General features: G+C 65.4%; 22 protein-coding genes, 1 tRNA gene and 2 pseudogenes. 20 read left to right on the forward strand and 5 right to left on the reverse strand.

The features are described 5' to 3' along the window. Positions 1–94: 94 nt before the first annotated feature. Complete coding sequence (locus IFT71_RS21900) at positions 95–940, reverse strand: ribonuclease E inhibitor RraB (protein WP_192142444.1); 846 nt, start codon at positions 938–940, stop codon at positions 95–97. A gap of 861 nt (positions 941–1,801) precedes the next feature. Between IFT71_RS21900 and IFT71_RS17065 the strand changes: the two genes are divergently transcribed. Beyond that, a complete protein-coding gene (locus tag IFT71_RS17065; protein ID WP_192142446.1) occupies positions 1,802–2,164 on the forward strand; it encodes a hypothetical protein in 363 nt (120 codons plus the stop codon). Positions 2,165–2,252: 88 nt separating this feature from the next. Here IFT71_RS17065 and IFT71_RS17070 read toward each other — a convergent pair. Then, positions 2,253–2,814, reverse strand: a pseudogene (locus IFT71_RS17070) (tyrosine-type recombinase/integrase). A gap of 984 nt (positions 2,815–3,798) precedes the next feature. Further along, positions 3,799–4,323 carry a helix-turn-helix domain-containing protein gene (locus tag IFT71_RS17080; protein WP_156363505.1) on the reverse strand — a complete coding sequence of 175 codons (525 nt, stop codon included), beginning with the start codon at positions 4,321–4,323 and terminating at the stop codon, positions 3,799–3,801. A gap of 85 nt (positions 4,324–4,408) precedes the next feature. Between IFT71_RS17080 and IFT71_RS21225 the strand changes: the two genes are divergently transcribed. The 6 genes from IFT71_RS21225 to IFT71_RS17105 all read left to right on the forward strand — a co-directional run bounded on the left by IFT71_RS21225 (position 4,409) and on the right by IFT71_RS17105 (position 7,720). Continuing rightward, the gene (locus IFT71_RS21225) at positions 4,409–4,705 is read left to right on the forward strand and encodes a carph-isopro domain-containing protein (RefSeq protein ID WP_206757457.1); all 297 of its coding nucleotides are present in this window, start codon (positions 4,409–4,411) and stop codon (positions 4,703–4,705) included. Beyond that, the gene (locus IFT71_RS17085) at positions 4,702–5,217 is read left to right on the forward strand and encodes a hypothetical protein (protein WP_051916349.1); all 516 of its coding nucleotides are present in this window, start codon (positions 4,702–4,704) and stop codon (positions 5,215–5,217) included. The genes IFT71_RS21225 and IFT71_RS17085 overlap by 4 nt, the downstream gene beginning before the upstream one ends. Next, positions 5,214–5,567 carry a transcriptional regulator gene (locus IFT71_RS17090; RefSeq protein ID WP_342212687.1) on the forward strand — a complete coding sequence of 118 codons (354 nt, stop codon included), beginning with the start codon at positions 5,214–5,216 and terminating at the stop codon, positions 5,565–5,567. Before IFT71_RS17085 ends, IFT71_RS17090 begins: the two co-directional genes overlap by 4 nt. A gap of 107 nt (positions 5,568–5,674) precedes the next feature. Next, the gene (locus IFT71_RS17095; protein ID WP_031393990.1) at positions 5,675–5,908 is read left to right on the forward strand and encodes a hypothetical protein; all 234 of its coding nucleotides are present in this window, start codon (positions 5,675–5,677) and stop codon (positions 5,906–5,908) included. Beyond that, positions 5,905–6,222 (forward strand): hypothetical protein, encoded by a 318-nt coding sequence (locus IFT71_RS17100; protein WP_192142452.1) that lies wholly within the window; start codon positions 5,905–5,907, stop codon positions 6,220–6,222. Before IFT71_RS17095 ends, IFT71_RS17100 begins: the two co-directional genes overlap by 4 nt. Before the next feature lie 160 nt (positions 6,223–6,382). Next, positions 6,383–7,720: a hypothetical protein gene (locus IFT71_RS17105; RefSeq protein ID WP_192142454.1), complete on the forward strand. Its 1,338-nt coding sequence runs from the start codon at positions 6,383–6,385 to the stop codon at positions 7,718–7,720. A 21-nt stretch (positions 7,721–7,741) separates the two neighbouring features. Here IFT71_RS17105 and IFT71_RS17110 read toward each other — a convergent pair. Then, positions 7,742–7,817: transfer RNA gene (locus IFT71_RS17110), tRNA-Thr, on the reverse strand. A 143-nt stretch (positions 7,818–7,960) separates the two neighbouring features. On the opposite strand from IFT71_RS17110, the pseudogene IFT71_RS22020 reads away from it, so the two are divergent. From IFT71_RS22020 to IFT71_RS17155, 9 genes and pseudogenes are all read left to right on the forward strand, one after another. Continuing rightward, positions 7,961–8,773: pseudogene (locus IFT71_RS22020) on the forward strand (PAS domain-containing protein); the annotation flags it as partial. 286 nt (positions 8,774–9,059) lie between these two features. After that, positions 9,060–13,724, forward strand: coding sequence for an NAD-glutamate dehydrogenase domain-containing protein (locus IFT71_RS17120; protein WP_192142456.1), 4,665 nt, complete (start codon positions 9,060–9,062; stop codon positions 13,722–13,724). A gap of 155 nt (positions 13,725–13,879) precedes the next feature. After that, positions 13,880–14,884 (forward strand): cobaltochelatase subunit CobS, encoded by a 1,005-nt coding sequence (cobS, locus tag IFT71_RS17125; RefSeq protein WP_031393922.1) that lies wholly within the window; start codon positions 13,880–13,882, stop codon positions 14,882–14,884. A 4-nt stretch (positions 14,885–14,888) separates the two neighbouring features. Beyond that, positions 14,889–16,712 (forward strand): cobaltochelatase subunit CobT, encoded by a 1,824-nt coding sequence (cobT, locus tag IFT71_RS17130; RefSeq protein ID WP_192142462.1) that lies wholly within the window; start codon positions 14,889–14,891, stop codon positions 16,710–16,712. A 22-nt stretch (positions 16,713–16,734) separates the two neighbouring features. Then, positions 16,735–16,977 (forward strand): ribbon-helix-helix domain-containing protein, encoded by a 243-nt coding sequence (locus IFT71_RS17135; protein WP_031393924.1) that lies wholly within the window; start codon positions 16,735–16,737, stop codon positions 16,975–16,977. Between the two features lie 74 nt (positions 16,978–17,051). Continuing rightward, complete coding sequence (locus IFT71_RS17140) at positions 17,052–19,559, forward strand: TonB-dependent receptor (protein ID WP_192142464.1); 2,508 nt, start codon at positions 17,052–17,054, stop codon at positions 19,557–19,559. Positions 19,560–19,567: 8 nt separating this feature from the next. Continuing rightward, positions 19,568–20,314 (forward strand): SEL1-like repeat protein, encoded by a 747-nt coding sequence (locus IFT71_RS21590; protein ID WP_192142465.1) that lies wholly within the window; start codon positions 19,568–19,570, stop codon positions 20,312–20,314. Then, positions 20,308–20,991 (forward strand): Fe2+-dependent dioxygenase, encoded by a 684-nt coding sequence (locus IFT71_RS21595; RefSeq protein WP_192142467.1) that lies wholly within the window; start codon positions 20,308–20,310, stop codon positions 20,989–20,991. Before IFT71_RS21590 ends, IFT71_RS21595 begins: the two co-directional genes overlap by 7 nt. Beyond that, entirely contained in the window at positions 20,984–21,571 is a 588-nt protein-coding gene (locus tag IFT71_RS17155; RefSeq protein ID WP_192142469.1) for a DUF922 domain-containing protein, read from the forward strand. The genes IFT71_RS21595 and IFT71_RS17155 overlap by 8 nt, the downstream gene beginning before the upstream one ends. Positions 21,572–21,575: 4 nt before the next feature. Here the strand turns inward: IFT71_RS17155 and IFT71_RS17160 are convergent, their stop codons facing one another. Further along, the gene (locus IFT71_RS17160; RefSeq protein WP_183936760.1) at positions 21,576–22,112 is read right to left on the reverse strand and encodes a J domain-containing protein; all 537 of its coding nucleotides are present in this window, start codon (positions 22,110–22,112) and stop codon (positions 21,576–21,578) included. Positions 22,113–22,234: 122 nt separating this feature from the next. Here IFT71_RS17160 and IFT71_RS17165 point away from each other — a divergent pair, with 122 nt between their 5' ends. The 4 genes from IFT71_RS17165 (at position 22,235) to IFT71_RS17180 (ending at position 24,707) form a co-directional block, all read left to right on the forward strand. Further along, positions 22,235–22,522, forward strand: a complete 288-nt coding sequence (locus IFT71_RS17165) for a BolA family protein (protein WP_031396501.1) — start codon at positions 22,235–22,237, stop codon at positions 22,520–22,522. Then, positions 22,522–23,229, forward strand: coding sequence for a glutathione S-transferase (locus tag IFT71_RS17170; RefSeq protein ID WP_192142471.1), 708 nt, complete (start codon positions 22,522–22,524; stop codon positions 23,227–23,229). The genes IFT71_RS17165 and IFT71_RS17170 overlap by 1 nt, the downstream gene beginning before the upstream one ends. A gap of 142 nt (positions 23,230–23,371) precedes the next feature. Then, positions 23,372–23,818: an NUDIX hydrolase gene (locus IFT71_RS17175; protein WP_056408949.1), complete on the forward strand. Its 447-nt coding sequence runs from the start codon at positions 23,372–23,374 to the stop codon at positions 23,816–23,818. Further along, entirely contained in the window at positions 23,808–24,707 is a 900-nt protein-coding gene (locus tag IFT71_RS17180) for a pirin family protein (protein WP_183936763.1), read from the forward strand. Before IFT71_RS17175 ends, IFT71_RS17180 begins: the two co-directional genes overlap by 11 nt. Positions 24,708–24,817: the final 110 nt, after the last annotated feature.

Raw genomic sequence — 24,817 nt, forward strand, 5'->3', positions numbered from 1 at the left:
CATTGAGAATGCTCGAGAAAACCACGAATGAACGCCTAATGGATGATAGCGAAATGGCGGATTTTGGTGGTTAGCGGACATTAGGTTCACATCGCTAATAATCCCTTCTACCGTCCGCCTTTGTTGGAGGCTGAGATACGACAACCGTCTCCCACCCGTCGTAATCGACCTCGGACCGCTTGACGGCCTCGACTATGATCGGCGTTAGTTCTCGGAATACTGCAAAGTCGACCGGCATCTTACGCGAAAGGACTACCCCGGTCGGATCGTTTAGCCAGTGATCAATCGTAAATCCTCTCGACTTGAGATCGAAAGAAAGCTTTTCAAGCGACCTCTTTTTTCCGTAGAACCAGAAGTCAGTTTTTCTCGCCGTATGCCCATCATCGCCGCTTTTCTGGACATTAGCGATAAATTCTTGATCACCGTTCATTTGAACTTCGAGCGGAGTAGGAGTTAAAAGGCGAATCAATGCGGATCGATCGTTCACTTCTGAGGCATCGCAGGAAAAGCCTCGCGCTTTGATCGTTCTTAGTAACTGTGACAGATCAAGCGGGTCACGATGCAAAACGAACATGCGACGCTGACCTTGACCCGTCACGCTCGCGACACGAATTACACCTGACGCAAGTAACGCGGGCTCCTTATCGATGTTGTCTTCTAAGGGGTAAAGGCGCTGTGTACCTTCTGGCATTCCTTGGTCATTCACATTCGGGAGATCGGCCCGGCAGATTACGGCCGTTGCACGTCCATTGAGCAGCAGAGCCTTAGCGCTGGCATTTCCCGCTTTGACAACAACCACCAGCGGCTTGCCGTCGGACGCCACACGGTCATAGATCATCCAACGCTCGCTCTTTGCGGAAGCAGCCTTGTCTGCCTGCGCGCTGAGAGGCTGCGAAATGGACGATAGACCAACTAACAAGGAGGCAATCCGTTTAATCACGCCAGGTTCCCAGATATTCCTCGTTCAGGTCCAGTGTTCGTAGTCGGTAGCGAAGCGGCTATCAACGCCCGCTTGTGGGCGTGAGCGGGCTGGCTGATCCTGGTGGAGAGCGGACAATCGCCTTGGCTCGAAAGCTGAGTTGATCCGTCCGACAAATGCCACTAGTTCCGCAAAAATGCCCACCGAAAAGCGATCAAACATAGTCCGCAGTCTAGTTGTGGCTTTCGGGATTGGGGGGCCATTTATATTCGCCGTTGAGCCCGTGACTAATCGCCCGGTGCCCGATTGGCTGATTATACTTGCCGCCCTCAGCATAGTAGTAGATTGTGCTTTAATCTACTCGATCTTTCTTGATGTACGTGACTCTGGGGCATTGAAGCCAAATACCCCTTTAAAATCCAAGTATTTTACCCCAATAGCTTTCACTCTTATCCTGTTCCAGGCATCGTTGCTTCTCTTGTCATTTGACAATCTACAACACGCACTATTAAATTATTCACTTATAGCATTACCGATTTGTTTCGGCATCTTGTGTGGGCAGCGCGCGTTAGATTCTGGCGTTCGACCAGCTGTGACTTGGTTGATGGCGCTAGCTGCGTACATAATTCCAGTATCATTTCTAATCTTGCACCCACCGCAAACCGCTATTTCAAAGCTTGCCGTCTTGTCGCCACTGCTCTTTGGGCTGCCAGTGCTTGCAGCATGGTTGGCAAGGCGTGCCTCTTGCATAAGCGCCGATCGTTGACCGTATGCAACGGCCGGAACTGGGCGAATGCAAACTGACCGCTTCGGATTAATGCCGATCAGCAGTGCGAACGTCGCGACCTGGTGGAATGCGGACGTTTTCTGTAGATCTGCGATATGGTCACTAGCTTCATGAAATTACCTATAATCCTGCGCCTCACCGGTGGCTGGATCCTTGCGTGGATTACCAATGCGCTTCTCGCACCTGTGGCGGCGAACTTTCTCGAGATGCTTGGCCTCTTGATATCAGTAATGGTTGGCTGCGTGCTGCTGTTAGCGGCGGTCGGCATTGTGTTCGAAGGTGTGGTTCGATCCTGGCAGATGCGAAGTGGTAAGGCGCTGGTTGCGCAAGCAGTCGTTCCGGCGATCATTATCGCCCTAGGCGTTCTCTTTCTTACCCATCCGGCGGCGGAGCTTTCGTGGCAAAGTCTGCATGGCGCGAGGGATGTCCCAATCTGGAGGTGGCCCTACCAACCTTAGGGTCCGCTTATGGGCGGCAGCGGAAGGGCTGCTTTCGACGCTCGTCCGCCCGGTCCGGCTTCTCACAGAGGCGAGAAGCCGGCGTAAGTTACACCTCGATGCCCTCTGACAAAGTCAAAGCGTCTTCCACATCAACGCCAAGATAGCGGACGGTATTCTCGATCTTGGCGTGGCCGAGCAGGATTTGCACCGCGCGAAGATTGCCTGACGCCTTGTAGATGATGGAAGCCTTGGTCCGCCGAAGCGAGTGGGTCCCATACTCTTCACGGCGCAGCCCTATGCCATTCACCCATTCGGCAACCAGCCGGGCGTACTGGCGCGTACTGAGCGGGCGGGCATGATCGGTGCGGCTAGGAAAGACATAGTCGGCGAGCGAACCACCTCGCCTCTATAGCCATGATCGCACGGGTTCGGACATGGCCACCAAGGACGATATCGCCGATCCTCATCTTGACCACATCGCAACCACGCAGCTTGCTGTCGATCGCCAGGTCAAACAATGCTCGATCCCGTAGTCGCCGGTGCTGATCGAGGAAGAAGCGAATGGCCCAGACCTGTCGCGGCTTGAGTGCACGCTTGGCACCCACCTTGCGTCCGCCGTTCCAGGGGCGGCGTTCGCCTGCGATTGGATCGAACTCTGACGTACCCATAGCTTTTTCTCCGCGGCCATCATGGCCAAGGCGAGAACGGGCACGGGGTGGCATGGCTTTCCAGAAGGGGCATTTACTCTGGATTGATAGGTGCATTCGGCTTGGGCCGTGGCATTAGAATTGCAGCCGTTCCGCAGCCGCCCAAAGTCGGTCATTCGAGGCTTGTCCCGCCGATCCCCAAAGCCGCCGTTCGTGATGCGAAAATCAAAAGTTTTGCATCAAGTTTAATCGCTACCGCTGGCTGCATTTCAGATCGATCGCACGCCGATCGAGGTCGCTGAGGGTTTCCCCGATCCTGGCGGATTCTTTATCCCAGCAACGCTGCTTAGGCGTGCGATCGTCCCTCTGTTGAACGGGCACCACGTACACAGGATATGGAAAAACAGGCGTTTTGCTATCGGGGACGGCAGGCGCTGCCTGTTGAAACGATGAATTCGCCTTTGACGTATCCTGTGCCTGCAAGGATGCGATCAGGGCCATTCCGAACGTGATTATCGTTGCCATCATCACCGCGTCTCCCCGTTGCCGATCCGCTGAGTATGCACCTAGACTGGTGACGAATACCCTACGTAACGATTTACCCCTCAACCGCGACGCGATGCAGAAGTCACGGATTGCGCATCAGCCGAAGAACGGCAGGAAACCGCGGGCTTCGGCGATGCAAAACATTGATGCACCTGGGATACCCGTTCGGCCGGTTTCCTGGGGTCCGGCCTGCAAAACGGAAGGTCCGCTTTCCACCAAGGATGACATCTGCTCAGCGTAAACCCTCCAAGCTGAACCATTCCGCGATCGGATTTTCTCGCTTTGAGCAGCCCGATGTTAGGAAGACGCCAGTTTTCGCAGGCACCCCCTATTTTTGTTGGAAATCGCGCCGTACGGACCGGAACATAATAAGAACGATATGAGTCGGCGTTATGGTTTTAGTGTTCCAGTCTCGGCCCCGATGTGAGCGTGGATGCGCTCGGTGTGAAACAACCTGCGCTATGCTCGCTGGCGCGCGGGACGATCGTCGTGACCGTCTTCAGGATCGGCTTGAGGAGCATCGTCGTCATCCGTCTGCTCGAACACGAGCGGCCCTTGAAGAAGCCCGAGCCCTCTGGGAAGCAGCTGTGCGAGTTCACGCGCGAGCGCTTCCTGCGGCAAGCCCTCCGAAGCTTTCAGAATCCCAAGAAACATCCGCTCCAGAGCGCGCGCGTCTGGCAACAGGACCTGCATGGTCGCGAACTGCGCGACGGGCGTGATACTGGCCTCGATGGACGGCGCATTCGTTTCCTCGAAGCCGCCCAGCGCCAACACATCCCACTGGTCTATGCCATGAGGTGTCAAATGCTGGGCGAGTGACTTTGTCAGTTCGATCGGCAGATAAGCCTTCTTAAATTTTTTCGGGTCCTCGTAAAACGCGTACGTCGACGCGGGCATGCCTAGCAATTGCGCGAGTTTACGCACGCTTAGAGCTGGATCAGCAGCCTCGCGCAGTTTCTTGAGCCTGATAGCAGCGGGTTCCACGCGTGCTACGTCGCGAAAATTTCGCACGCTGTCTGTGCGAAATAATCGTTGATATGCTGTGCGACTTTATCGTACATAGCTGCTCATGGTCATTGTATCCAACCTCTTTGATCGATTTGGCGGCGTCCGGCCGATGGCTGCTGCGCTCATTGAACGGCCGTCCAGCGTTCAAAGCTCGAAAACCGCAGGCCGTATTCCATCGACCAAGCAGCCGGAGGTCTTGAAAAAGGCCCGCGAACTTAGCATTCAGATCAGTGCCCTAGCCGCTGTATTTCCGCTTAATGGGCTCTCAGACGTGCCTCGTTTAACTGATCTACCTCCTCCCTATGGCGAGGTCGATTGCCATCAGCGTTCGGTTTTGCAGCGAGAAGGCGGCGCATGACCAAGCTCCGCACGCCCGATACGTTTCAGGACGCGATGACTAAGGTTCTCGCGCAGATCGGCCCGGCCGAAGCTGCGCGCGTCATCACCGCGCTCACTAAGCGCGACTATTCCGCGCGGACTATGCGCGAGTGGTCCGACCCCGACACGGGAACGCTGCCGACCCTCATGCAAGCGCTGGCGTTAGATACCGCCCATCGCCTTGCAGGCGGTGAGGATGCGCCGTTCCGCGACGCGTTTAGTCAGCAACTCGGGATCAAGATCCTGCAGCAGGAAGCCTGTCGCCTCGCGCTCGTGGCGGATTCGCTCGACTTCATCCACAAGGCAGGAGAACTGCACTCCGCCCTTTTTGCCGCCGCCCAGCCCGGTTCGTCCCCGCGCGATCATCATCGTGCGCTGGTCGAGGCGCAGCAGGTTGACGGCGTTTTACGCCGCATTCGTCGGCGCCTGCCAAATTTCCTTCGTCCCACCATGTCGACGGGGTCGGGCAATACCGGGGGGACCCATCAGTGACGAAGAGGAGAAGCTATACGCCGCGCGCTCCGGCCATGGTGTGCCCGCACGGCCTAACGCACTCGATAGACTGTGACTCATTTGAAATCGATCAGCTGCTGCAAGATATCCGCAATGTTTTTCAGAACGCCAATTGCGGTCACGTCTCCGTGGCGCGGCACTGCATCTTCCGCATTGTGCGGCCGAGCATGATCCCGAAGCCGGCGATCCGCTTGCCGTACGGCCAATGGCGCTCGAAGCCCGCTAACGACGACAATCACCTGCCGGCCAACGACGACCACCGCGTGCCGGCCAATGACGACCACGCGCCAGACGCGGCGGAAGTCGGCATCCCCCGGCTGATCCCCTGATCTGATTCCCGCGGCCGAGCTGCCGCGACCGTCCTGAACCATCCCGCCGCAGCCTCGGAAGATCATGCTTCCGGTGCCGCCACCCTTTTGCCTGCAAGGATTGCCCCATGATCCACGTCACGATGCCCATCTTCCACGGCGTCTCTATTGGCCTGTTCATGGGCGGGGGCGCGACCGCGCTCGGCGTCATCGTCGCGACGGTCGCGACGGAATGGCAACGCATTTGCGGCCTCGCGCTCGGAGATGTCCCCGCCACCCCACCGCTCTTGTCGAAACGCTTTCTACAAGAGCGGCCACTGGCGCGCCCGCTCGATCGCCCCGCACCAAGAGGACCAGCATGATGAACAGCGCCGCACCCGCCAAAGCATGCAAACCTGCGCCATTGAAACGTTTAGGCACCTGTTCCCGAAAACGGGAACAGGTCGCGTTTCCGGTGGCGGTGGTCCGGATGATGGGGCTCGATACCGTCGCCGGATTGCTTGGCAAAGGCCGGCTGGCCGACAAACTGTGCATCACGGTTCGCGCTCTGAACTTCAAGATCAGCGGCGACCGCGGCGCATCCGACGCAAACCTAACGGATGCTGCCGCCGCGCTCGCATCGCGCAGCGAGGGGCTTGTCGCCCACGCCCACAAGCTTCGCGAGGCGATCCAGTGAACGCCCCCTCGATCGTCCGGCTCGACCAGAAACTCGCCCGCGCCGCCGAACTTGGGAAGGGCATCCGGCTCGAGTCCGCCGACCTTGATCTGCTCGGCAGCCTCGGCCTCTTCGACATGACGCACCGCGCCAAATCCGAATATCTGAAAGAACGAACACAATGTCGCGACGCACGCCGCCGGTCTATCAACGGGGCAAATACTGGCTCGCTCATGACGAACGGGCAGACGGAACTCGTCGAAGCCCCAATCTCTATGTCTGGTGGTACGATTCCGCCACGCGACGCGAGCGCAGCTCGTCGACGGGTACGGTAGACGAGACGGCGGCGATCCTCGCGCTCGACAAACTTTATCTTGCCGACAAGGGCGAGGCCCCGGCATTCTGCCACGCCTGCGGCCAATCGCTGGCGCAGGCGCAGACCTATCTGCTGACCGACGCTATCGCGGACTATAAGATCGAGTGGGGCGACACACGGGTGTCGGCCGACACGATCGCCGGACGTTTGGCGCACGTCGTCGGGTTTCTTGACGCTGAGCAGTCGTTGGGCGCGGAAGGCCGGTTTGGTCACGCCACCAGCTGCGCCGCCGCCTGCTCGTCGGTCTTCGTCCACGCGTTTCGCGCTTGGTCGCGCTTGCAGCCGGTCGAGTGGCGCAACGGCAAAGGTGAGGTCACGGTATCGCGCACCCGCTCGCCCGCCGCGACTGAGGCTTCGATCGCGCAGCTGATCGCAGTGCTGAACCACGCAGCCAACGCCGAGCCGCCGCGCTCCGACAAGCGCCCGATCTACAAGCCCCTCCCCGCCCGCCAGGTGCAGCGCCAGCGCCGCACGCGAATCGGCGTCGAGGAACTGGCGAAGATGTTCGCCTATGCCGCCGAACCCGATCGCCAGCGCGGCTCGCTCCACGCGTTCCTCGTCGCGTCGGTCTGCACGATCGCGCGGCCCGGCGCAGTGGTCGACATCAGCGTCGCGCCCGATCGCCAGCAATGGTGGCCCGGCGCCCCGACGATCGACCTCAACCCGCAGGGCCGCACGCAGAACAAGAAGCATCGCGCGCTGCTACCCGTGCTGCCGGTGCTCGATCGCTGGCTGCGCGCTGAATACGCCGCCTACATGGCGCTCAAGCCCGCCGAGCGTGCAGGCCGCGGCTGGCTGGTGAACCATCACGGCCGCCCCGTGCAGGACGTCGATCGCGCCTGGGACACAATGCTGAAGAAGCTGGACATGCCGACCGCCCGCGAATGGCGCCCCTATGTGCTGCGCCACAGCTTGGCGACGCTCGTGCGCAACCGCGGCGCCGAGAAATGGGACTTGGAGGGCTTCATGGGCCACCGCGCGGGAAGCCAGACCGAGGTCTATGCGATCGGCGAGTTCCCCAGCGTCGTTCGCGCGCTCGATAGCATCATTTCAGACATCGAAAAGCTTGCGCCGGGTGCAATGCACCGGAACCGTACCGGAGTTGAAAAATCCTCGACCATGCGGGAGGACAGAAAAATGTGAGAGTTTTCAACTAGATGTCGATGGTGCCGCTTACAGGACTCGAACCTGTGACCCCCGCATTACGAATGCGATGCTCTACCAGCTGAGCTAAAGCGGCCCGACGACGGATATCTCCGGTCGAGGGGGCGGCGCTTAACAGGAGAAAATTGCGGTGACAAGCACTAACCCGCATTTACGTGCCGTTTACCAAGCAGCGTGCACAAGCAGCCGTAAGTGAACGGGGAAGTTTTCGGTATGGGCATGCGACGCGAGCCGGACGGCGAATACGGCGAGATCGACGAGGCCGCGACGGGACTTCCCGGCGGGGCGACCGACGCGGGCGTCAACGACGTGATGTTCGATCTGGGCGGGGACGAACGCCGGATGCACGTCCGCGCCTATAACCACTGGGTGTCGCTGCTGAGGGGACGCCCCTATCCGACGATCGCGGACCTCGATCCGGGCTCGATCGCCGATTTCGGACCGCACAGCGTGCTGCTCGACTTTCGCACCGATCCGGGCGCGGATGCGGATCGGGATGCCGCGGCGGTGATGACGATCGATGATCCGCGAATCGCCTATCTCGGCGCCAAGCTGCGTGAGGAATGCGGGCTGGTCGGGCCGATCACGTCGATCGCCGACGTGCCCAGCCGGTCGCTGCTGTCGCGGCTGACCGATCATTATCTGCAGATCATCGCGAATCGCGCGCCGATCGGGTTCGAGGCCGAATTCGTTAACAGCCGCGGGCGAACGACGCTGTACCGCGGCATCCTCATGCCGTTCTCGTCGAGCGACGAGGGCATCGATTTCCTGTATGGCGTGATCAACTGGAAGGAACTCGCCGACGACCGGATGCAGGCGACGCTCGCCGCCGAGCTCGAGGCGGCGGTTCGCGCCGCGCCGGTACCCGCGTCCGGGCGCACCGCCTATGCCCGCCACGCGCCGACGATGCCGGGGCTCGGCGCGTCGCTGGCCTCGACCGGGCACGCGCCCGCCACCTCGCCGGGCGTGCCGATCTGGGCCGACGGGCCGAGTGCCGAATTCGCCGACCCCATAGCGGCGACCAGCCCGACCGATGGCCCGGCGCCCGACACGCTGGCGCATGTCGTGCTCCGGACCGATGCGGAGCCCGGCGCGATCGTCCTGCTCGTCGCCCGCGCGGGGGTGGATGGCGGGCTCGACATCATCGGCACGATCACCGACGACGCGGCCCTCACCGCGCAGGCGATGGCCGCGATCGGGTAGGCGAAAACCGTGTTCGCGCCGCGCCGTTGCGCATCCGAATGCTGCACCGCAACAGCGGTGTTCGCACCTGCCACAAGCCTTGAGGTCGTATCCTACCCGGCGCATAGGCGCGGTCATGGCTGATCTTTCCACGACGCTGACCGACGCGCTCGCCGCCCGGTTGACCGAACGCGCGCTTCCGGGCGAACTCAAGGACTTCGGCACGACGGAGGCGGCGCACGCCGCGGCTTTCGTCGTCGCCACGGCGCTTCGCCGCGACGATGGCGCGCCCGCCATCGCGCTCGAGCCGATCAGCGCCGACGACACGCGCCGCCGCATGCGGCTGGCGATCGTCAACGACGACATGCCGTTCCTGGTCGACTCGATTTCCGCGGCGATCGCCGCGCAGGACATCGCGATCGATCGCATCATCCACCCGGTCGTTCACACGACGCGCAGCCCCGACGGCGTGCTCCAGGCGATCGGCGACAGCGGCCCTGCCGAATCGTTGATCTATCTCGAGATGGAGCGCGCCGACGCGCGCGATCGGCGCGGGCTGATCGAGGAACTGACCGGGGTGCTCGCCGATGTGCGCGCGGCGGTGAAGGACTGGCGCGCGATGCAGGGCGCGATGGCGACCGATATCGCGCTGCTTCACAGCGACGGTCCCGATGCGGAAGGCGCGGCGCTGCTGCGCTGGTTCCTCGACGGGCATCTGACGCTGCTCGGGCATCAGGTCTGGCACCGCGACGGCAGCGGCGGCGCCGCGCTTGGCATCGCGCGCAATCCGCATGCCGTGCCGATCCTGGCGGAGGCCTCGCGCGCGCTCGCGATCCAGTGGTTCGAGGCGGGCAATCTCGCACCGCTGCTGTTGAAGTCGAACCTGATCTCGACCGTCCACCGCGCCGTCCCGCTTGACTTGGTCGTGGTCCCGGTGATCGAGGGCGAGACGATCGCGGGGCTGTCGATCTACAGCGGTCTGTGGACCAGTGCGGCGCTGGCGACGATGCCGCGCGACGTGCCGATCCTGCGCACGCGACTTGCCGCGATGAAGGCGAAGTTCGGCTTCGATCCCCGCGGCCATGCGGGCAAGGCGCTGACCCACGCATTCACCGCCCTGCCCCATGATCTGGTGATCGCGTTCGCGCCCGACGCGCTCGAGGAACTCGCGCTGACCGCGATGAGCCTGGCCGACCGGCCGCGTCCCGCGCTGGTGCTGGTCGCATCGCCGCTCGGCCGTCATCTGTTCGGCTTCGTCTGGCTGCCGCGCGACGACGTCACGACCGGCCGCCGCACCGCGATCGGCGAGATGCTCGCCGAGGCCGCGAATGCCACCGTTCTGAACTGGTCGATCGCGCTCGAGGACGGCGAGACCGCGATGCTGCGCTACACGCTCGACCTGCGCGGCGAAGGCCGCGTGCCCGACGTCGCGCCGCTCGCGCTCAGGCTGCAGCGGATGGTGCGCGGCTGGGTGTCCGACGTCGAGGCCGCGCTGGTCGAGACCTTGCCGTCGCCGCGCGCCGCCCGCCTCGCGCTGCGCTGGGCCGCCGCCTTCCCGCAAAACTACCGCAACCTCAGCAGCCCGGCCGAAGCCGCCGAGGACATCCAGCGGCTTGCCGCACTCGACGGGCCGGGCTCGCGCGGGGTGCGCCTGATCTCCAGCGCGCCCGGCGAAGACCGCCAGCTCAAGATCTACAAGCTGGGCGGCGCGCTGCCGCTGTCCGATGCCGTGCCAGTGCTCGAGAATTTCGGTTTCCGCGTGATCGGCGAATTGCCGACCCGGCTGCAGGAGGACAGCGATCCCTTCGTGCACGACTTCGTGCTCGAGACGAATGATGCGGTCGCACAGGCCGACGCCGCGACGCTCGAGCGCGCGATCGCCGCGGTGCTCGAGGGCGCGGCCGAGAACGACGCGTTCAACCGGCTGATCGTCGAAGTGGGGATGAGCCCGCAGGCGGTCGTGCTGTTCCGCGCCTGGTTCCGCTATCTGCGCCAGGCGGGGCTGCCCTACGGCCTGACGACGGTGGTCGACGCGCTGCGCCGCGCACCCAGGGTCGCGACCGCGCTGATCGCGCGCTTCGCCGCGACGCATGATCCGGCCGATGCCGGGCATCCCGCCGATGCCGACGCGACGATCGAGGCCGGGCTCGACGCGGTGACCGCGATCGACGACGACCGCATCCTGCGCGCCTATCATAGCCTGGTCGGCGCGACGCTGCGCACCAACGCCTTCACGCCCGCCGCGGCCGAGGCGCTCGCGTTCAAGCTCGACAGCCACCTGATCCCCGGCCTCCCCGCGCCCGTGCCTTGGCGCGAGATCTGGGTGTACAGCCCGCGGATCGAGGGCATCCATCTGCGCGCCGGCCCGGTCGCGCGCGGCGGGCTGCGCTGGTCCGACCGTCGCGACGATTTCCGCACCGAGATTCTCGGGCTGATGAAGGCGCAGCGCGTGAAGAACGCGGTGATCGTGCCGACCGGCGCGAAGGGCGGCTTTTATCCCAAACAGCTCCCCGCCCCGTCGAACCGCGACGCGTGGCTGGCGGAAGGGACCGAGAGCTACCGGATCTTCATCCGCACGCTGCTGTCGATCACCGACAACATCGTCGAGGGCAAGGTCGTCCATCCGGCGGGCGTCGCGATCCTCGACGGCGAGGATCCCTATTTCGTCGTCGCCGCGGACAAGGGCACCGCGACGTTCAGCGACGTCGCCAACGCGCTCGCGCTCGAACGCGATTTCTGGCTGGGCGACGCGTTCGCGAGCGGCGGCTCGGTCGGTTATGATCACAAGGCGATGGGCATCACCGCCAAGGGCGCCTGGGTCTCGGTCCAGCGTCACTTCGCCGAGCGCGGCATCGACGTGCAGAGCGATCCGATCACCGTCGTCGGCTGCGGCGACATGTCGGGTGACGTGTTCGGCAACGGCATGCTGCTGTCGAAGTCGCTCAAGATCGTCGCGGCGTTCGACCATCGCCACATCTTCATCGATCCGAACCCCGATCCCGCCGCCAGCTGGGACGAGCGCGCGCGCATGTTCGCCCTCCCCCGCTCGAGCTGGGCGGATTACGACACCGCGCTGATCTCCGAAGGCGGCAGCGTCTATCCGCGCACCGCCAAGGTCATCCGTCTCTCGCCCCAGGCGCAGGCCGTGCTCGGCATCGCGGTCGACGAGATCGAACCCGGCGCGCTGATCTCCGCGATCCTCAAGGCGCCCGCGGACCTGCTCTGGTTCGGTGGCATCGGCACCTATGTGAAGGCGGCATCCGAGAACAACGTCCAGGTCGGCGATCCCGCCAACGACCGGCTGCGCGTGAACGCCGAGGATCTGCGCGTCACCGCAATCGGCGAAGGCGCCAATCTCGGCGTCACGCAGGCCGCGCGCATCGCGTTTTCCGAGCGCGGCGGGCGGATCAACACCGACTTCATCGACAATTCGGCGGGCGTCGACTGCTCGGACAACGAGGTCAACATCAAGATCGCGCTGAACCGCGAGATGATCGAGGGACGCCTGGGCTACGAAGATCGCAACGCGCTGCTCGCCAGCATGACCGACGACGTCGCGCATCTCGTGCTCGAGGACAACCGGCTCCAGACGCTCGCACTGTCGATCGCCGAGGGCGCGGGAGCCTTGGCAGGGCCCGGCGGGCTTGGCGGCGCGACCGGCGGCGGTGGCGGCCCGGGTTCGATGCCGAGCTATGTCCGCGTCATCGAGATCTTCGAGGGCAGCGGACGGCTCGATCGCGCGGTCGAGGGGCTGGCCGCCAATGACGACCTGCTCCGCCGCGGGCTCGACGGCCATGGCCTGACGCGTCCGGAACTCGCCGTGCTGCTCGCCACCGCGAAGCTCGCGCTGCAGGATTCGATCGAGCATGCCGGGCTCGGCGACGACCCCGCACTGAAACCCGATCTTCACGCCGCCTTCCCGGCCGCAATGCGCGAGCATTTCGCGCAGGCGATCGACGACCACCGGCTGCGCGGCCAGATCGTCGCGACCAAGCTCGCCAACCGCATCGTCAACCGGCTCGGCGTGCTCCACCCGTTCGAGCTGGCCGAGGAGGAAGGCGCGGCGATGGGCGATATCGCGGCGATGTTCGTCGTCGCCGAACGGCTGTTCGACCTGCCCTCGCTCTGGGCGGACATCGAGTCACGACCGATGCCCGAAGCCGCACGCATCGCGTTGTTCGACGAGGTGGCGGTCGCCACGCGCTCGCAGATCGCGGATCTGCTGCGCGTGTCCGCCCCCGGCACGATGCCCGGTGCCGTGCTCGCCCGGCTCGCCAAGGGGATCACGCATCTCGATGGCCAGACCAAGGCGCTGCTCCTCGAGGAGGCGAGCGCGCAGAGTGACCGCATCGCCGCGCAGCTCGAAACCGCGGGTGCCCCGCACGACCTCGCGATCAAGGTGGTCCGGCTGTTCGAGCTCGACGGTGCGGTCGGGCTTGCCGACCTCGGCGAGCGCCTCGCGCTCGACGAGGCGGTGCTGACCCGCGCCTTCACGCATCTGGGGCAGGCGCTCGGGCTCGACTGGGCACAGGCCAATGCCGCGCGGATCACGCCGTCGGATCCGTGGGAACGCCTGTTGATCGCCGGACTTGCGCGCGATTTCCAGCAGTTGCGGCTGGAGTTCCTCGCGCGGTGCGGGGCCAGGGATCCGCAGGGCGCGGTCGACACGTGGCTGGCGAGCAATGCCACCCGCGTCGCGCAGTTCAAGGCGGTGATCGACCGTGCACGCCACGCCGCCGTCCCGAACGCCGCGATGCTCGCGCAGATCGCCAGCCAGGCGCGCGTGCTGCTCGGCCGATAGGAACGCAAACCGAAGCCCTGCCCCGCCACATTCCCGGCGGGGCGGGAACCCATCGCGCGTCCGGCGGTTCGATGATGTCTTCCCGACAATCGCGTACGTCGCGGTTGAGTATTCACCCGCGCTTGGCCTAGAGCTACCGGGAACACGAGGCCAGCATGACCGATATCCCCAATACCCAGCCCGACAGCCGCGAGACGACGATTCTCGACGCACCCGACCGCATGGTGAAGGTGCGCGAGATGTTCGGGATCGATTCCGACATGGAGGTGCCCGCCTTCTCCGAGGCGGACGAGCGCGTGCCCGATCTCGACCCCGCCTATGTCTTCGACGCGGACACCACGCTCGCGGTCCTCGCGGGCTTTGCGCACAACCGTCGCGTGATGGTTCAGGGCTATCACGGCACCGGCAAGTCGACGCATATCGAACAGGTCGCGGCACGTCTGAAATGGCCGTGCATCCGCATCAATCTCGATGCGCATATCAGCCGCATCGACCTGATCGGCCGCGACGCGATCGTCCTGAAGGACGGCCAGCAGATCACCGAGTTCCGCGAAGGCCTGCTCCCCTGGGCGCTGCAGACCCCGACCGCGCTCGTGTTCGACGAATATGACGCAGGGCGTCCCGACGTGATGTTCGTGATCCAGCGCGTGCTCGAGACCGAAGGCAAGCTGACGCTGCTCGATCAGAACCGCGTGATCCGCCCGAACCCCTGGTTCCGCCTGTTCGCGACCGCCAACACGGTCGGCCTCGGCGACACCAGCGGGCTGTATCACGGCACGCAGCAGATCAACCAGGGCCAGATGGACCGCTGGAACATCGTCGTCACGCTCAACTACCTCCCCGCCAAGGTCGAGGCGCAGATCGTGCTCGCCAAGTCGGGCGAATATGACAAGCCCGACGGCAAGAAGGTCGTCGAGAACATGGTCCGCGTCGCCGACATGACCCGCAAGGGCTTCGTCAACGGCGACATCTCGACCGTGATGAGCCCGCGTACCGTCATAACCTGGGCGCAGAACGCGCTGATCTTCGGCGACGTCGGCTTCGCGTTCCGCCTGTCGTTCCTCAACAAGTGCGACGAGGCAGAACGGTCGCTGGTCGCGGAATATTACCAGCGCGTGTTCGGCAAGGACCTGCCCGAGAGCGTGATGGGCAAGGCCTGAGGCCTTGGCGAACGAAACGCCCCTCGACCGGTTCAAGGCGGTTCTCGCCGGCACCGCGCGCGCGATCGCGGAGGAGCCCGAGGTCGAGCTCGCCTTCACCGCGGACGCGCCGGCGCAGTCGGGCAAGCACATCAAGGTGCCGATGCCCGCGCGCGCGCTGCCCCCCGAACAGGTCGCGGAAGCACGCGGGTTCGCTGACGGCTTCGCGCTTCAGCTGAAGCATCACGACATTGCGCTGCATAACCGTGCGGCGCCGGTCGAGGCGGTCGCGCGGGCGGTGTTCGATGCGGTCGAGACCGCACGTGTCGAGGCGCTGGGGTCGCGCGGCTATGCCGGGATCAGCGACAATCTCGCCATGGCGCTCGACGTCCGGCTGCGCGCCGACCCGATCACGCGCGCGCGCAACCGCGACGAGGTGCCGCTGTCGACCGCGCTCGGGCTGATGGTGCGCGAGCGGCTGACCGGGCAGGAATCGCCCGCGGTCGCCGCCCCCGGCCTCGCGCTGGTGCGCGAGTGGATCGAGCAGAAGACCGATCTCGACGCGCTGGCCTATGCGATCGACGACCAGAAGACGTTCCAGGGCCTGGCGCGCAAGATGCTCGCCGAGCTCGAGCTCGTCCAGGCGGACCAGGTCCCCGAGGAGAGCGAAGAGGGCGGCTCCGAGGACGAGGGCACCGACGAGCAGCAGCAGGACGAGGGCGACGAAGGCGACGATCAGGGCGAGGACGGCCAGGGCGAAGTCGAGGCGCGCGGCGAACAGTCCGAACAGCAGAACGAGGAAAGCGACGGCCAGGAGCAGAGCGACGAGTCGATGGACGACATCGACGGCGAGGCCGGCGATGACGGTGAGGAGGGCATGCAGCCCGTCCGCCCCAACCGGCCGATGGCGGACATGGGCACCGCGTTCGACTACAAGCCATGGACGACGCAGTTCGACGAGGTGATCGCCGCGACCGAGCTGTGCGATGCCGAGGAACTGGCACGACTGCGCGGCTATCTCGACCAGCAGCTGGTCCATCTCCAGTCCGCGGTCTCGAAGCTCGCCAACCGCCTGCAGCGCCGCCTGATGGCGCAGCAGTCGCGCTCCTGGGATTTCGACCAGGAGGAGGGTATCCTCGACGCGGCGCGGCTCGCCCGCGTCATCGTCAACCCGACGCTGTCGCTCAGCTACAAGGCCGAGCGCGAGACCGATTTCCGCGACACCGTCGTCACGTTGCTGATCGACAATTCGGGGTCGATGCGCGGACGCCCGATCTCGATCGCCGCGATCAGCGCGGACATCCTCGCGCGCACGCTCGAGCGCTGCGGCGTGAAGACCGAGATCCTCGGCTTCACCACGCGCGCATGGAAGGGCGGCCAGTCGCGCGAGACCTGGCTTGCGGCGGGTCGCCCGCCCCAGCCCGGCCGTCTCAACGACATCCGCCACATCGTCTACAAGCGCGCCGACGAACCGTGGCGGCGCGCACGCAACTCGCTCGGGCTGATGATGCGCGAGGGGTTGCTGAAGGAGAATATCGACGGCGAGGCGCTGATGTGGGCGCATGCCCGGCTCGTCGCGCGGCCCGAGGAACGCCGCATCCTGATGGTGATCAGCGACGGCGCGCCGGTCGATGATTCGACGCTCAGCGTGAATTCGGGCTCCTATCTCGAACGCCATCTGCGTCAGGTGATCGGCTGGATCGAGACCAGGTCGCCGGTCGAGCTCGTCGCGATCGGCATCGGCCACGACGTGACGCGCTATTATGCGCGCGCGGTGACGATCATGGACGTCGAACAGCTCGGCGGGACGATCATCGAGCAGCTCGCATCGCTCTTCGACACCGAGTGACGGCCATTCGGCCACCACGCGCGTGATCGCCCCCCCGCGCGGCGGGTTTGCAGGCCCCGTGAAGCGGTCGATCACGATCGCCGGTCACCAGACGTCGATCAGCCTCGAACCGATCTTCTGGCAGGCGCTCGAACGCGAGGCGGTCCGTCTCGGCCTGCCTCTGTCTGCGCTGGTCGCCGAGATCGACGCGCTGCGCATCGTCGCGGACGTGCCCCCGAACCTTGCCAGTGCCTTGCGAAGCTGGCTGTTCGACGAGTCGACTTGAGAACCAGTCGCATTAGCATTGACAGTGCGAACGACTCTCAATAGCGATACTTCAAGAGCAAAAGGGGTTTCACTATGTCGACTGTTTCGCCGCGGGGCGTCGCGCCGCGTCCTGCCACGATGCCCGCCTTTCTGGCCCTGTCCTGCATCGGTGCCTTCACGACCGCGCCGGCGCTCGCCGCCGATGCCGACCGGACGACGGCGACGCCCAAGGCCACCCCGACGGATACGGCCGACGTGCAGCACCGCGACGAGATCCTGGTCAACGGCCACCGCGAACGCGACGCCGGCCCGAAACAGGTCGCGCCGCTGGTCGATACCCCGCGCTCGATCATCGTCCTGCCCAAGGAGGTGATCGAACAGACCGGATCGAACAGCCTCGCGGATGCGCTGCGCACCGTGCCCGGCATCACCTTCGGCGCCGCGGAGGGCGGCAATCCGATCGGCGACCGCCCCTTCATCCGCGGGTTCGACAGCCAGGGCAGCATCTTCGTCGACGGTGTCCGCGACCTCGCCTCGCAGACGCGCGAGGTGTTCGCGGTGGAGTCAGTCCAGATCGTCCGCGGGTCCGATTCGACGCTCGGCGGCCGCGGCTCGGCGGGCGGCACGATCAACATCCTGTCGCGCCTGCCCGTGCTCGACACGTTCGGATCGCTCAGCGGCAGCTATGGCGAGGCGGACTATAAGCGCGTCACCGGCGACCTGAACCTCAAGATCTCCGACACCGCGGCGTTCCGGATCCAGGGCATGTGGCACGACCAGGACGTCGCGGGCCGTGATGCGATCTGGCAGAAGCGCTGGGGCGTGGCGCCCTCCGTCGCGATCGGGCTCGGCACGCCGACCCGGCTGACCGCGAGCTTCTATCACATGGAAAGCAGCGAACTGCCCGACAGCGGCATCCCCTATCTCTACACGATCAACAATCACCCCGGCACCGGCAGCGTCACGACAGGGCCCGCGCTCGGGACCGTGACGACCGCGGGGGGCCAGACCGGCTTTGTCTCCCGGAAAAACTTCTACGGGCTGGCCGCGCGCGACTTCCGCGACGCCGACACCAACCAGGCGACGATCCGCGTCGAGCATGATTTCGGCGGCATCACGCTGCGCAACACCGCACGCTACACGCACAGCACGCAAAGCTTCATCTTCACCCTCCCCGACGACAGCCAGGGCAATGTCTATGGCACCACCGCGACCAATACGGGCGCGAACGTGACCAATGGCGGCTATGTCTGGACGCGCGGCAACACGCGCTACGGCTATAGCGAAAGCATCGTCGACCAGACCGACCTGTACGGCAAATTCAATACCGGCGGCATCGAGCACAGCTTCTCGCTCGGCACCGAGCTTTCGTGGGAAAAGACGCGGCGCGGCACGTTCGTGTCGGCGAACGGCTCGACGATCTCGCCACGCTGCAACACGGCGACGATCGCGCGCTCCTATTGCGTCAGCCTGTTCGATCCGGATCCCTATGCGCCATGGGTCAACTACGCGAGCGACACGTCGACGACGCAGACCCCGATCGCACGGGGCGCGCTGTCCACCGAAACGCAGAACGACGCCAATACCAAAGCGGTCTACGCGTTCGATTCGATCACGCTGATCCCCGCACTGATCCTGAACCTGGGTGCGCGTTACGACCGGTTCGAATCGACGATCACGCTGCCGGGCGCAACGCAGACGAAGCTCACGCGCGTCGACAACCTCTTCAACTGGCAAGCAGGGCTCGTCTTCAAGCCGACCCCCGAAACCAGCCTCTATGCGAGCTACGCGACCGCCGCGACGCCGCCGAACAGCCTGCTCGGCGAAGGCCGCGAGGATAACGCGATCACCGTCGCAGTGCTCGGGCTGTTGAAGCCGCAAAAGACCAAGTCCTACGAGGTCGGCGCCAAGGCGAGCCTGTTCGCCGAGAAGCTGCAGCTCGGCGCGGCGGTGTTCCAGACGGAGATTTCCAACGCGCGCGTGCTCGACGACACGAACACCGCATCGTTCATTGGCGAGACACGGATCCGCGGGTTCGAGTTCAACGTCAGCGGCACGATCCTCCCCGGCTGGACCGTCTTCGGCGGGTTCACGCATCTCGACCCGAAGATCATCGACGGCGGCTTCACGACGCTGACCGCCCCCGCGATCACGACGACCGCGAACGGGGTGACGACCGTCGTCCAGCCAGCGCGGACCACCGGCGTCGTGTCGGTCAACACCGGCAAGCAGGTGCCGCAGACCGCGAAGAACAGCTTCACCGCGACGACCAATGTCGATGTGACTCGCCGGCTGCAGATCGGCGGGACCGCGCTGTACATGGACGAACAGATCGGCGGCTATGCGGACAATCGCGCCGCGCGACAGACTGCGGCGGGCGTCGTCACTGTAACCCCCGCGACCAAGGTCCTCACCCGCAGCACGCCCGGTTACTGGCGGTTCGATGCCCGGGCCAGCTACAAGCTGACCGACATGATCGACCTCAGCGTCAACGCGCAGAACCTGACCAACAAGACCTATTTCTCGCAGACCTATGCCAACCACTATGCCACGCTCGCCGCGGGCCGTACGGTGTTCGGCACGGTCAACCTGCGGTTCTGAGGGCCAGAGTGACGGCGCTAGACACACTTTCGCCCGACGCCATCGCCGCGCGCCTCTCCGGCAGTCCGGAGGAGCGCGCGGCGTTCGTGCGCGAGGCGGCAGACGCCGGCGTGGCGGAGGCACAGGCGGTGTACGGGCAGATGCTGCTCGACGGTGCCAGCGTCGCGGCCGATCCGGCTGCCGCCCTGGCCTGGTTCGTCAGGGCGGCGGCGCAGCATCACGTGATGGCGCTCAACATGGTCGGGCGCTGCTATGATCTCGGCTGGGGCACGCCGGTCGACAAGGCGCGCGCGGCCGAATGCTACCGGGTCGCGGCTGCGCGCGGGCTCGACTGGGCGATGTACAATTACGCGACGCTGCTGGCGCTGGGCGACGGCGTGCCCGAGGACAGGCCGGCCGCGCTCGCCTTGCTGGAGAGGGTTGCGGCGATGAACACGGGGCTTGCCAGCGCGAAGGCAATCAACTTCGTCGGCAGCTTCGCCGAGGATGGCTGGGGCTGCCCCCGCGACCTCGCGCGTGCCGCGGCCTGCTATGCCAGCGCGGCAGAGGGCGGCGATTTCCGCGGCTGTTTCAACCATGCGCGGATGCTCGGTGCGGCGGGCGAGATCGACGCCGCGCTCGGCTGGCTCGAACAGGCCGGCGCGCGAGGCAACGCCGCGTTCGTGACGAAGGCGCAGGCGTTTCTCGCGGCCAGCGACATCGCGGCGTTCCGCACGCGCGGCGTCGCGGCGTTGCGGGAGGGCGCGCAGTGCTGATCGCGGTTCCAGACGTGCTCGATTCCGCCGGCGTCGCGCGGGTCCGTGCGCTGATCGACGCGGCCGAGTGGGTCGACGGCAACGCGACCTCGGGCGTGCAAAGCGCGCTCGCCAAGCGCAACGAGCAATTGCCCGAGGAGTCCGCCGCGGCGAGGGACGCCGGCGGCATGATCCTCGACGCGCTGGGGCAGTCGGCGCTGTTCATCGCCGCCGCGCTGCCGCTGAAGGTCTTCCCGCCGCTGTTCAACCGCTATGCCGGCGGGCAGGATTTCGGGCTGCACGTCGACTCCGCGATCCGTATCCGCCGCGGCAGCGATTTCCGGATCCGCAGCGACCTGTCGGCGACGCTCTTTCTCGAGGACCCCGCCGACTACGACGGCGGCGAACTGGTGATCGAGGATCAGTTCGGGCCGCAATCGGTCAAGCTGCCCGCCGGGCACATGGTGGTCTATCCCGCCTCCAGCCTGCACCGGGTGACGCCGGTGACGCGCGGCGTGCGGACCGCGTCGTTCTTCTGGCTGCAGTCGATGGTCCGTGACGACGGCGCGCGCCGGATCCTGTTCGATCTCGATCAGGGCGTACAGGCGGTCGCCGCGGCGCAAGGGATGAGTGACCCGGCGACGATCCGACTGACCGGCGTCTATCACAATCTGCTCCGTCGCTGGGCCGATGCGTGACCACGCCCTGCCGATCCGGCCCCTCGTCGCGCTGCTCGCGATCGCGGCGATCACCAGCCAGTCGAGCGCGCACGCTAACCTAGCGTTTGCCGGAATACCGGACGTGACGATCGACTATTACCCGGTCGATGGCGGCGATGCGATGGCGGTCCGCCGCGCAATCGACGCCGCCCGGCCGACCGATGCGCATGACGGCCGCCGGGTCGATGCGCTGAGCAGCTGGGACCTGCGCTGGTCCTGGCCGCGAACCAGACACGGCGGCTGCGATCTTGCGGCGGCGACGATCCGCTACAAGGCGACCGTGCGCATGCCGCAACTCGCCGCGACCGCCCGGCTGACCGCCGCCGAGCGCGCCGATTGGGACCGCTATGCCGCGGCGCTCGCCCGGCACGAGGCGGGGCATGTCCGCTACACCTATCGCCACCGCGGCGAGATCCTGGCCGCGGTCCGGCGGGCGACCTGCCGGACCGCGGACGCCGCCGCGCAGGCCGTATTGGCCGGGTTCGATGCCTATCATGTCGCCTATGACCGCGAGACCGCGCATGGCACCAGGGACGGGGCAAGCTTCCCCACCCCCTGACCCGTCAGGCGAACGCCGCCGCCCCCTTCAGATGCTGATAGGCGGCGATCACCTTCTGCAACTCCGATTCATGCGCCCGGTCCCCGCCATTGCGGTCGGGATGATAGCGCCGCACCAGCTCGCTATAGCGTTTGCGCAGCGCGGTGCGGTCGGTGTCGGTCCCCAGCCCCAGCACGCGCAGCGATCGCCGCTCGCCATCGGACAGCACGCGGCCGTCCTTGCGCGCCCCCCCGAAACCCGCCGCCATCCGCTCGCCGAACCGCGCGCCGATCGCATCGATCGGGTCGGCAAAGTCCGCCCATTTGGGGGGCGTGTCGCCGCCGCCATGCGCAAAGGCCCGGGTCTCGCGTTCCCATCCCGCCATCGGCCGCTGCGCATGATGGATCTCGTCCGCGGTCATCCCGTCGAAATAATTATAGCCTGCGTTGAACGCGCGGACATGCTCGAGGCAGAACCAGCGGAACTGCGGCGGCCCGCCATCGCTCGGCCCCTCGAGCGGCGGCGCGCGGAATTCGCCGGGTTCGGCGCAGCCCGGCCACATGCACACACGTCCGCTGCCCTCCACGCGCCCGTGGAAACGGGGGCTGGGCCGGTCCTTGCGCTCTTTTCTCGCGTCTTGCGTCACCGGCTCCCCGTCTATCCAAAACGGGCTATATAGGTCGGATGACAGACCTCGCCACCGGCTCCGTACAGGACCAGATCACCGCGCGCCTCACCGCCGCGCTCGCCCCGACCCATCTGACCGTCGTCAACGAGAGCGCGCTGCATGCCGGACATATGGGGGACGACGGCACCGGCGAGACGCATTTCCGTGTCGAGGTGGAAGCACCGGCGTTCCAAGGGCTTAACCGCGTCGCCCGGCAACGCCTCGTGAACCACGCGCTCGCCGAACTGCTCAGCACGCAGATCCACGCGCTCGCGATCAAGGCGCGCGCGCCTGGAGAGGCATGATGGCCTATACGCTCTGGTACTGGCCCGGCCTTCAGGGCCGCGGCGAGTTCGTCCGGCTTGCGCTTGAGGGCGGCGAGATTCCCTATACGGATGCGGCGCACGATCGCGGTGCCGAGGCGCTGATGGCCGATCTGAACGACCGCACCGGCCGCACGCCCTTCGCCCCGCCCTATCTCGAACTTAATGGTCTGGTGATCGCACAGGTCGCCAACATCCTGATGTATCTGGGCGAACGCCACGACCTCGCGCCATCGAACATGGCCGATCGGCTGTGGCTCAACCAGCTGCAGCTGACGTTCGCCGATCTCGTCGCGGAGGTCCACAACGTCCACCATCCGGTCGCGATGATGGACTATTACGCCGACCAGAAGCCCGAGGCCGCGCGCGCCGCGAAGCAGTTCCGCGAGGAGCGCCTGCCCAAATTCCTCGGTCACTTCGACGATGCGGCACAGGCCAATCCGGGCGAATGGCTGATCGACCATCGCTGGACCTATGCCGATACCTCGCTGTTTCAGATCGTCGAGGGGCTTCGCTACATGTTTCCGCAGCGGATGCGCACACTCGAACCCGACTATCCCAACCTGATCCGAATCCGCGACCAGGTCGCCGAGATCCCCGCGATCAGGGCCTATCTGAACAGCGCCCGGCGGATCGCGTTCAACACCGACGGCATCTTCCGCCACTATCCCGAACTCGACGCCGCATGAGCCTTGGTCGCTTCCCGACATCCAACACCTCCCCGGCGAAGGCCGGGGTCCAGTTGGGGGACAGGCATAACGATGGGCAGCCCTTCGCGATATCGACCTTTCCAACTGGACCCCGGCCTTCGCCGGGGAGGTGCCTCGGGCTGTGAGAACCCCCCGCCCCGCCGCGCGCATCCTGCTCGTCGATGCGCAGGACCGCGTGCTGATGTTCCGCTTCACCCCCGACGATCGCCCGCCGCTCTGGTGCACGCCGGGTGGCGCGGTCGATCCGGGCGAGAGCTATGCCGCCGCCGCCCGTCGCGAATTGTGGGAAGAGGTGGGGCTCGACATGGATTGCGGCCCCGAGGTCGCACGCCGCGTCGTCGACTTCCGCACCTTCGAGGGCGTCGAGGTGACCGCCGACGAACGCTATTTCCGCGTCGACGTGGATACGTGCGACGTCGCGGCAGGCGGGCTCACCGATCAGGAGCGCAAGCTGCTCGTCGGTCACCGCTGGTTTTCCCGAAACGACATCGCGGGGCATGACGAAGTCCTCTATCCAGCGGACCTCGTCGAACTCCTCGACGCCACGGAGACACGCCATGCTGGATGATTTCGTCCTCCAGACCATCCTGCCCTCGACGCATGATCTGGGCGGCTTCAAGGTCCACCGCACCCTGCCGAACAAGGAGCGGACGATGGTCGGCCCGTTCCTGTTCTTCGACCAGATGGGCCCCGCACATCTCGAGGTCGGTACGGGCATCGACGTGCGCCCGCATCCCCACATCAACCTGTCGACCGTCACCTATCTGTTCGACGGCGCGATCGACCATCGCGATTCGCTCGGTACGAAGGCGCGGATCGAACCCGGCGCGGTCAATCTGATGACCGCGGGTCACGGCATCGTCCATTCCGAACGCTCGCCCGGCGACGAGCGCGCCGGCGGGCCGAACCTGTCGGGTATCCAGACATGGCTGGCGTTGCCCGAGGCGGTCGAGGAGATCGATCCCGCGTTCGAACACGTCACCAAGGCGCAATTGCCGGTGATCGAGGCGCACGGCGCGCGCTCGCGGATCATCATGGGGAGTCTGTGGGGCCAGAGCGCGCCGACCACGACCTATTCGGGCACGATCTACGCCGACATCGCGCTCGATCCCGGCGCGAGCGTGCCGATCGACGCGGCCGCGGAGGAGCGCGCGGTCTATCTCGCGATGGGCGAGGCGACGCTGGAGGGCGTGCCGCTCGAGCCGCAGGTGCTCTACGTCCTGCGCCCCGGCATCGCCGCGACGCTGCGATCGGCGAGCGGCGGGCGGGCGATGCTGTGCGGCGGCGATGCGTTCACGACGCCGCGCCACGTCTGGTGGAACTTCGTCAGCTCGAACCGCGACCGGATCGAACAGGCGAAACGCGACTGGAATGCGGGCAATTTCCCGAAGGTCCCCGGCGACGAGAAGGAACGGATCGAGATCCCGGCGATACCCAAGACGGTCAGCTACCCCTGACCCGCAGATAGATCCTCCCCCGCCAGGGGGAGGATCGCAAAATGGATCCGGCCCTTGTCCCGCCCTGCGCGGTACCGCACACTCCCCCTATCGGTGCAGACCATATCGAC

The sequence above is a fragment of the Sphingomonas sp. CFBP 13733 genome (genome assembly GCF_014841795.1).
Taxonomy (GTDB): domain Bacteria; phylum Pseudomonadota; class Alphaproteobacteria; order Sphingomonadales; family Sphingomonadaceae; genus Sphingomonas; species Sphingomonas aerolata.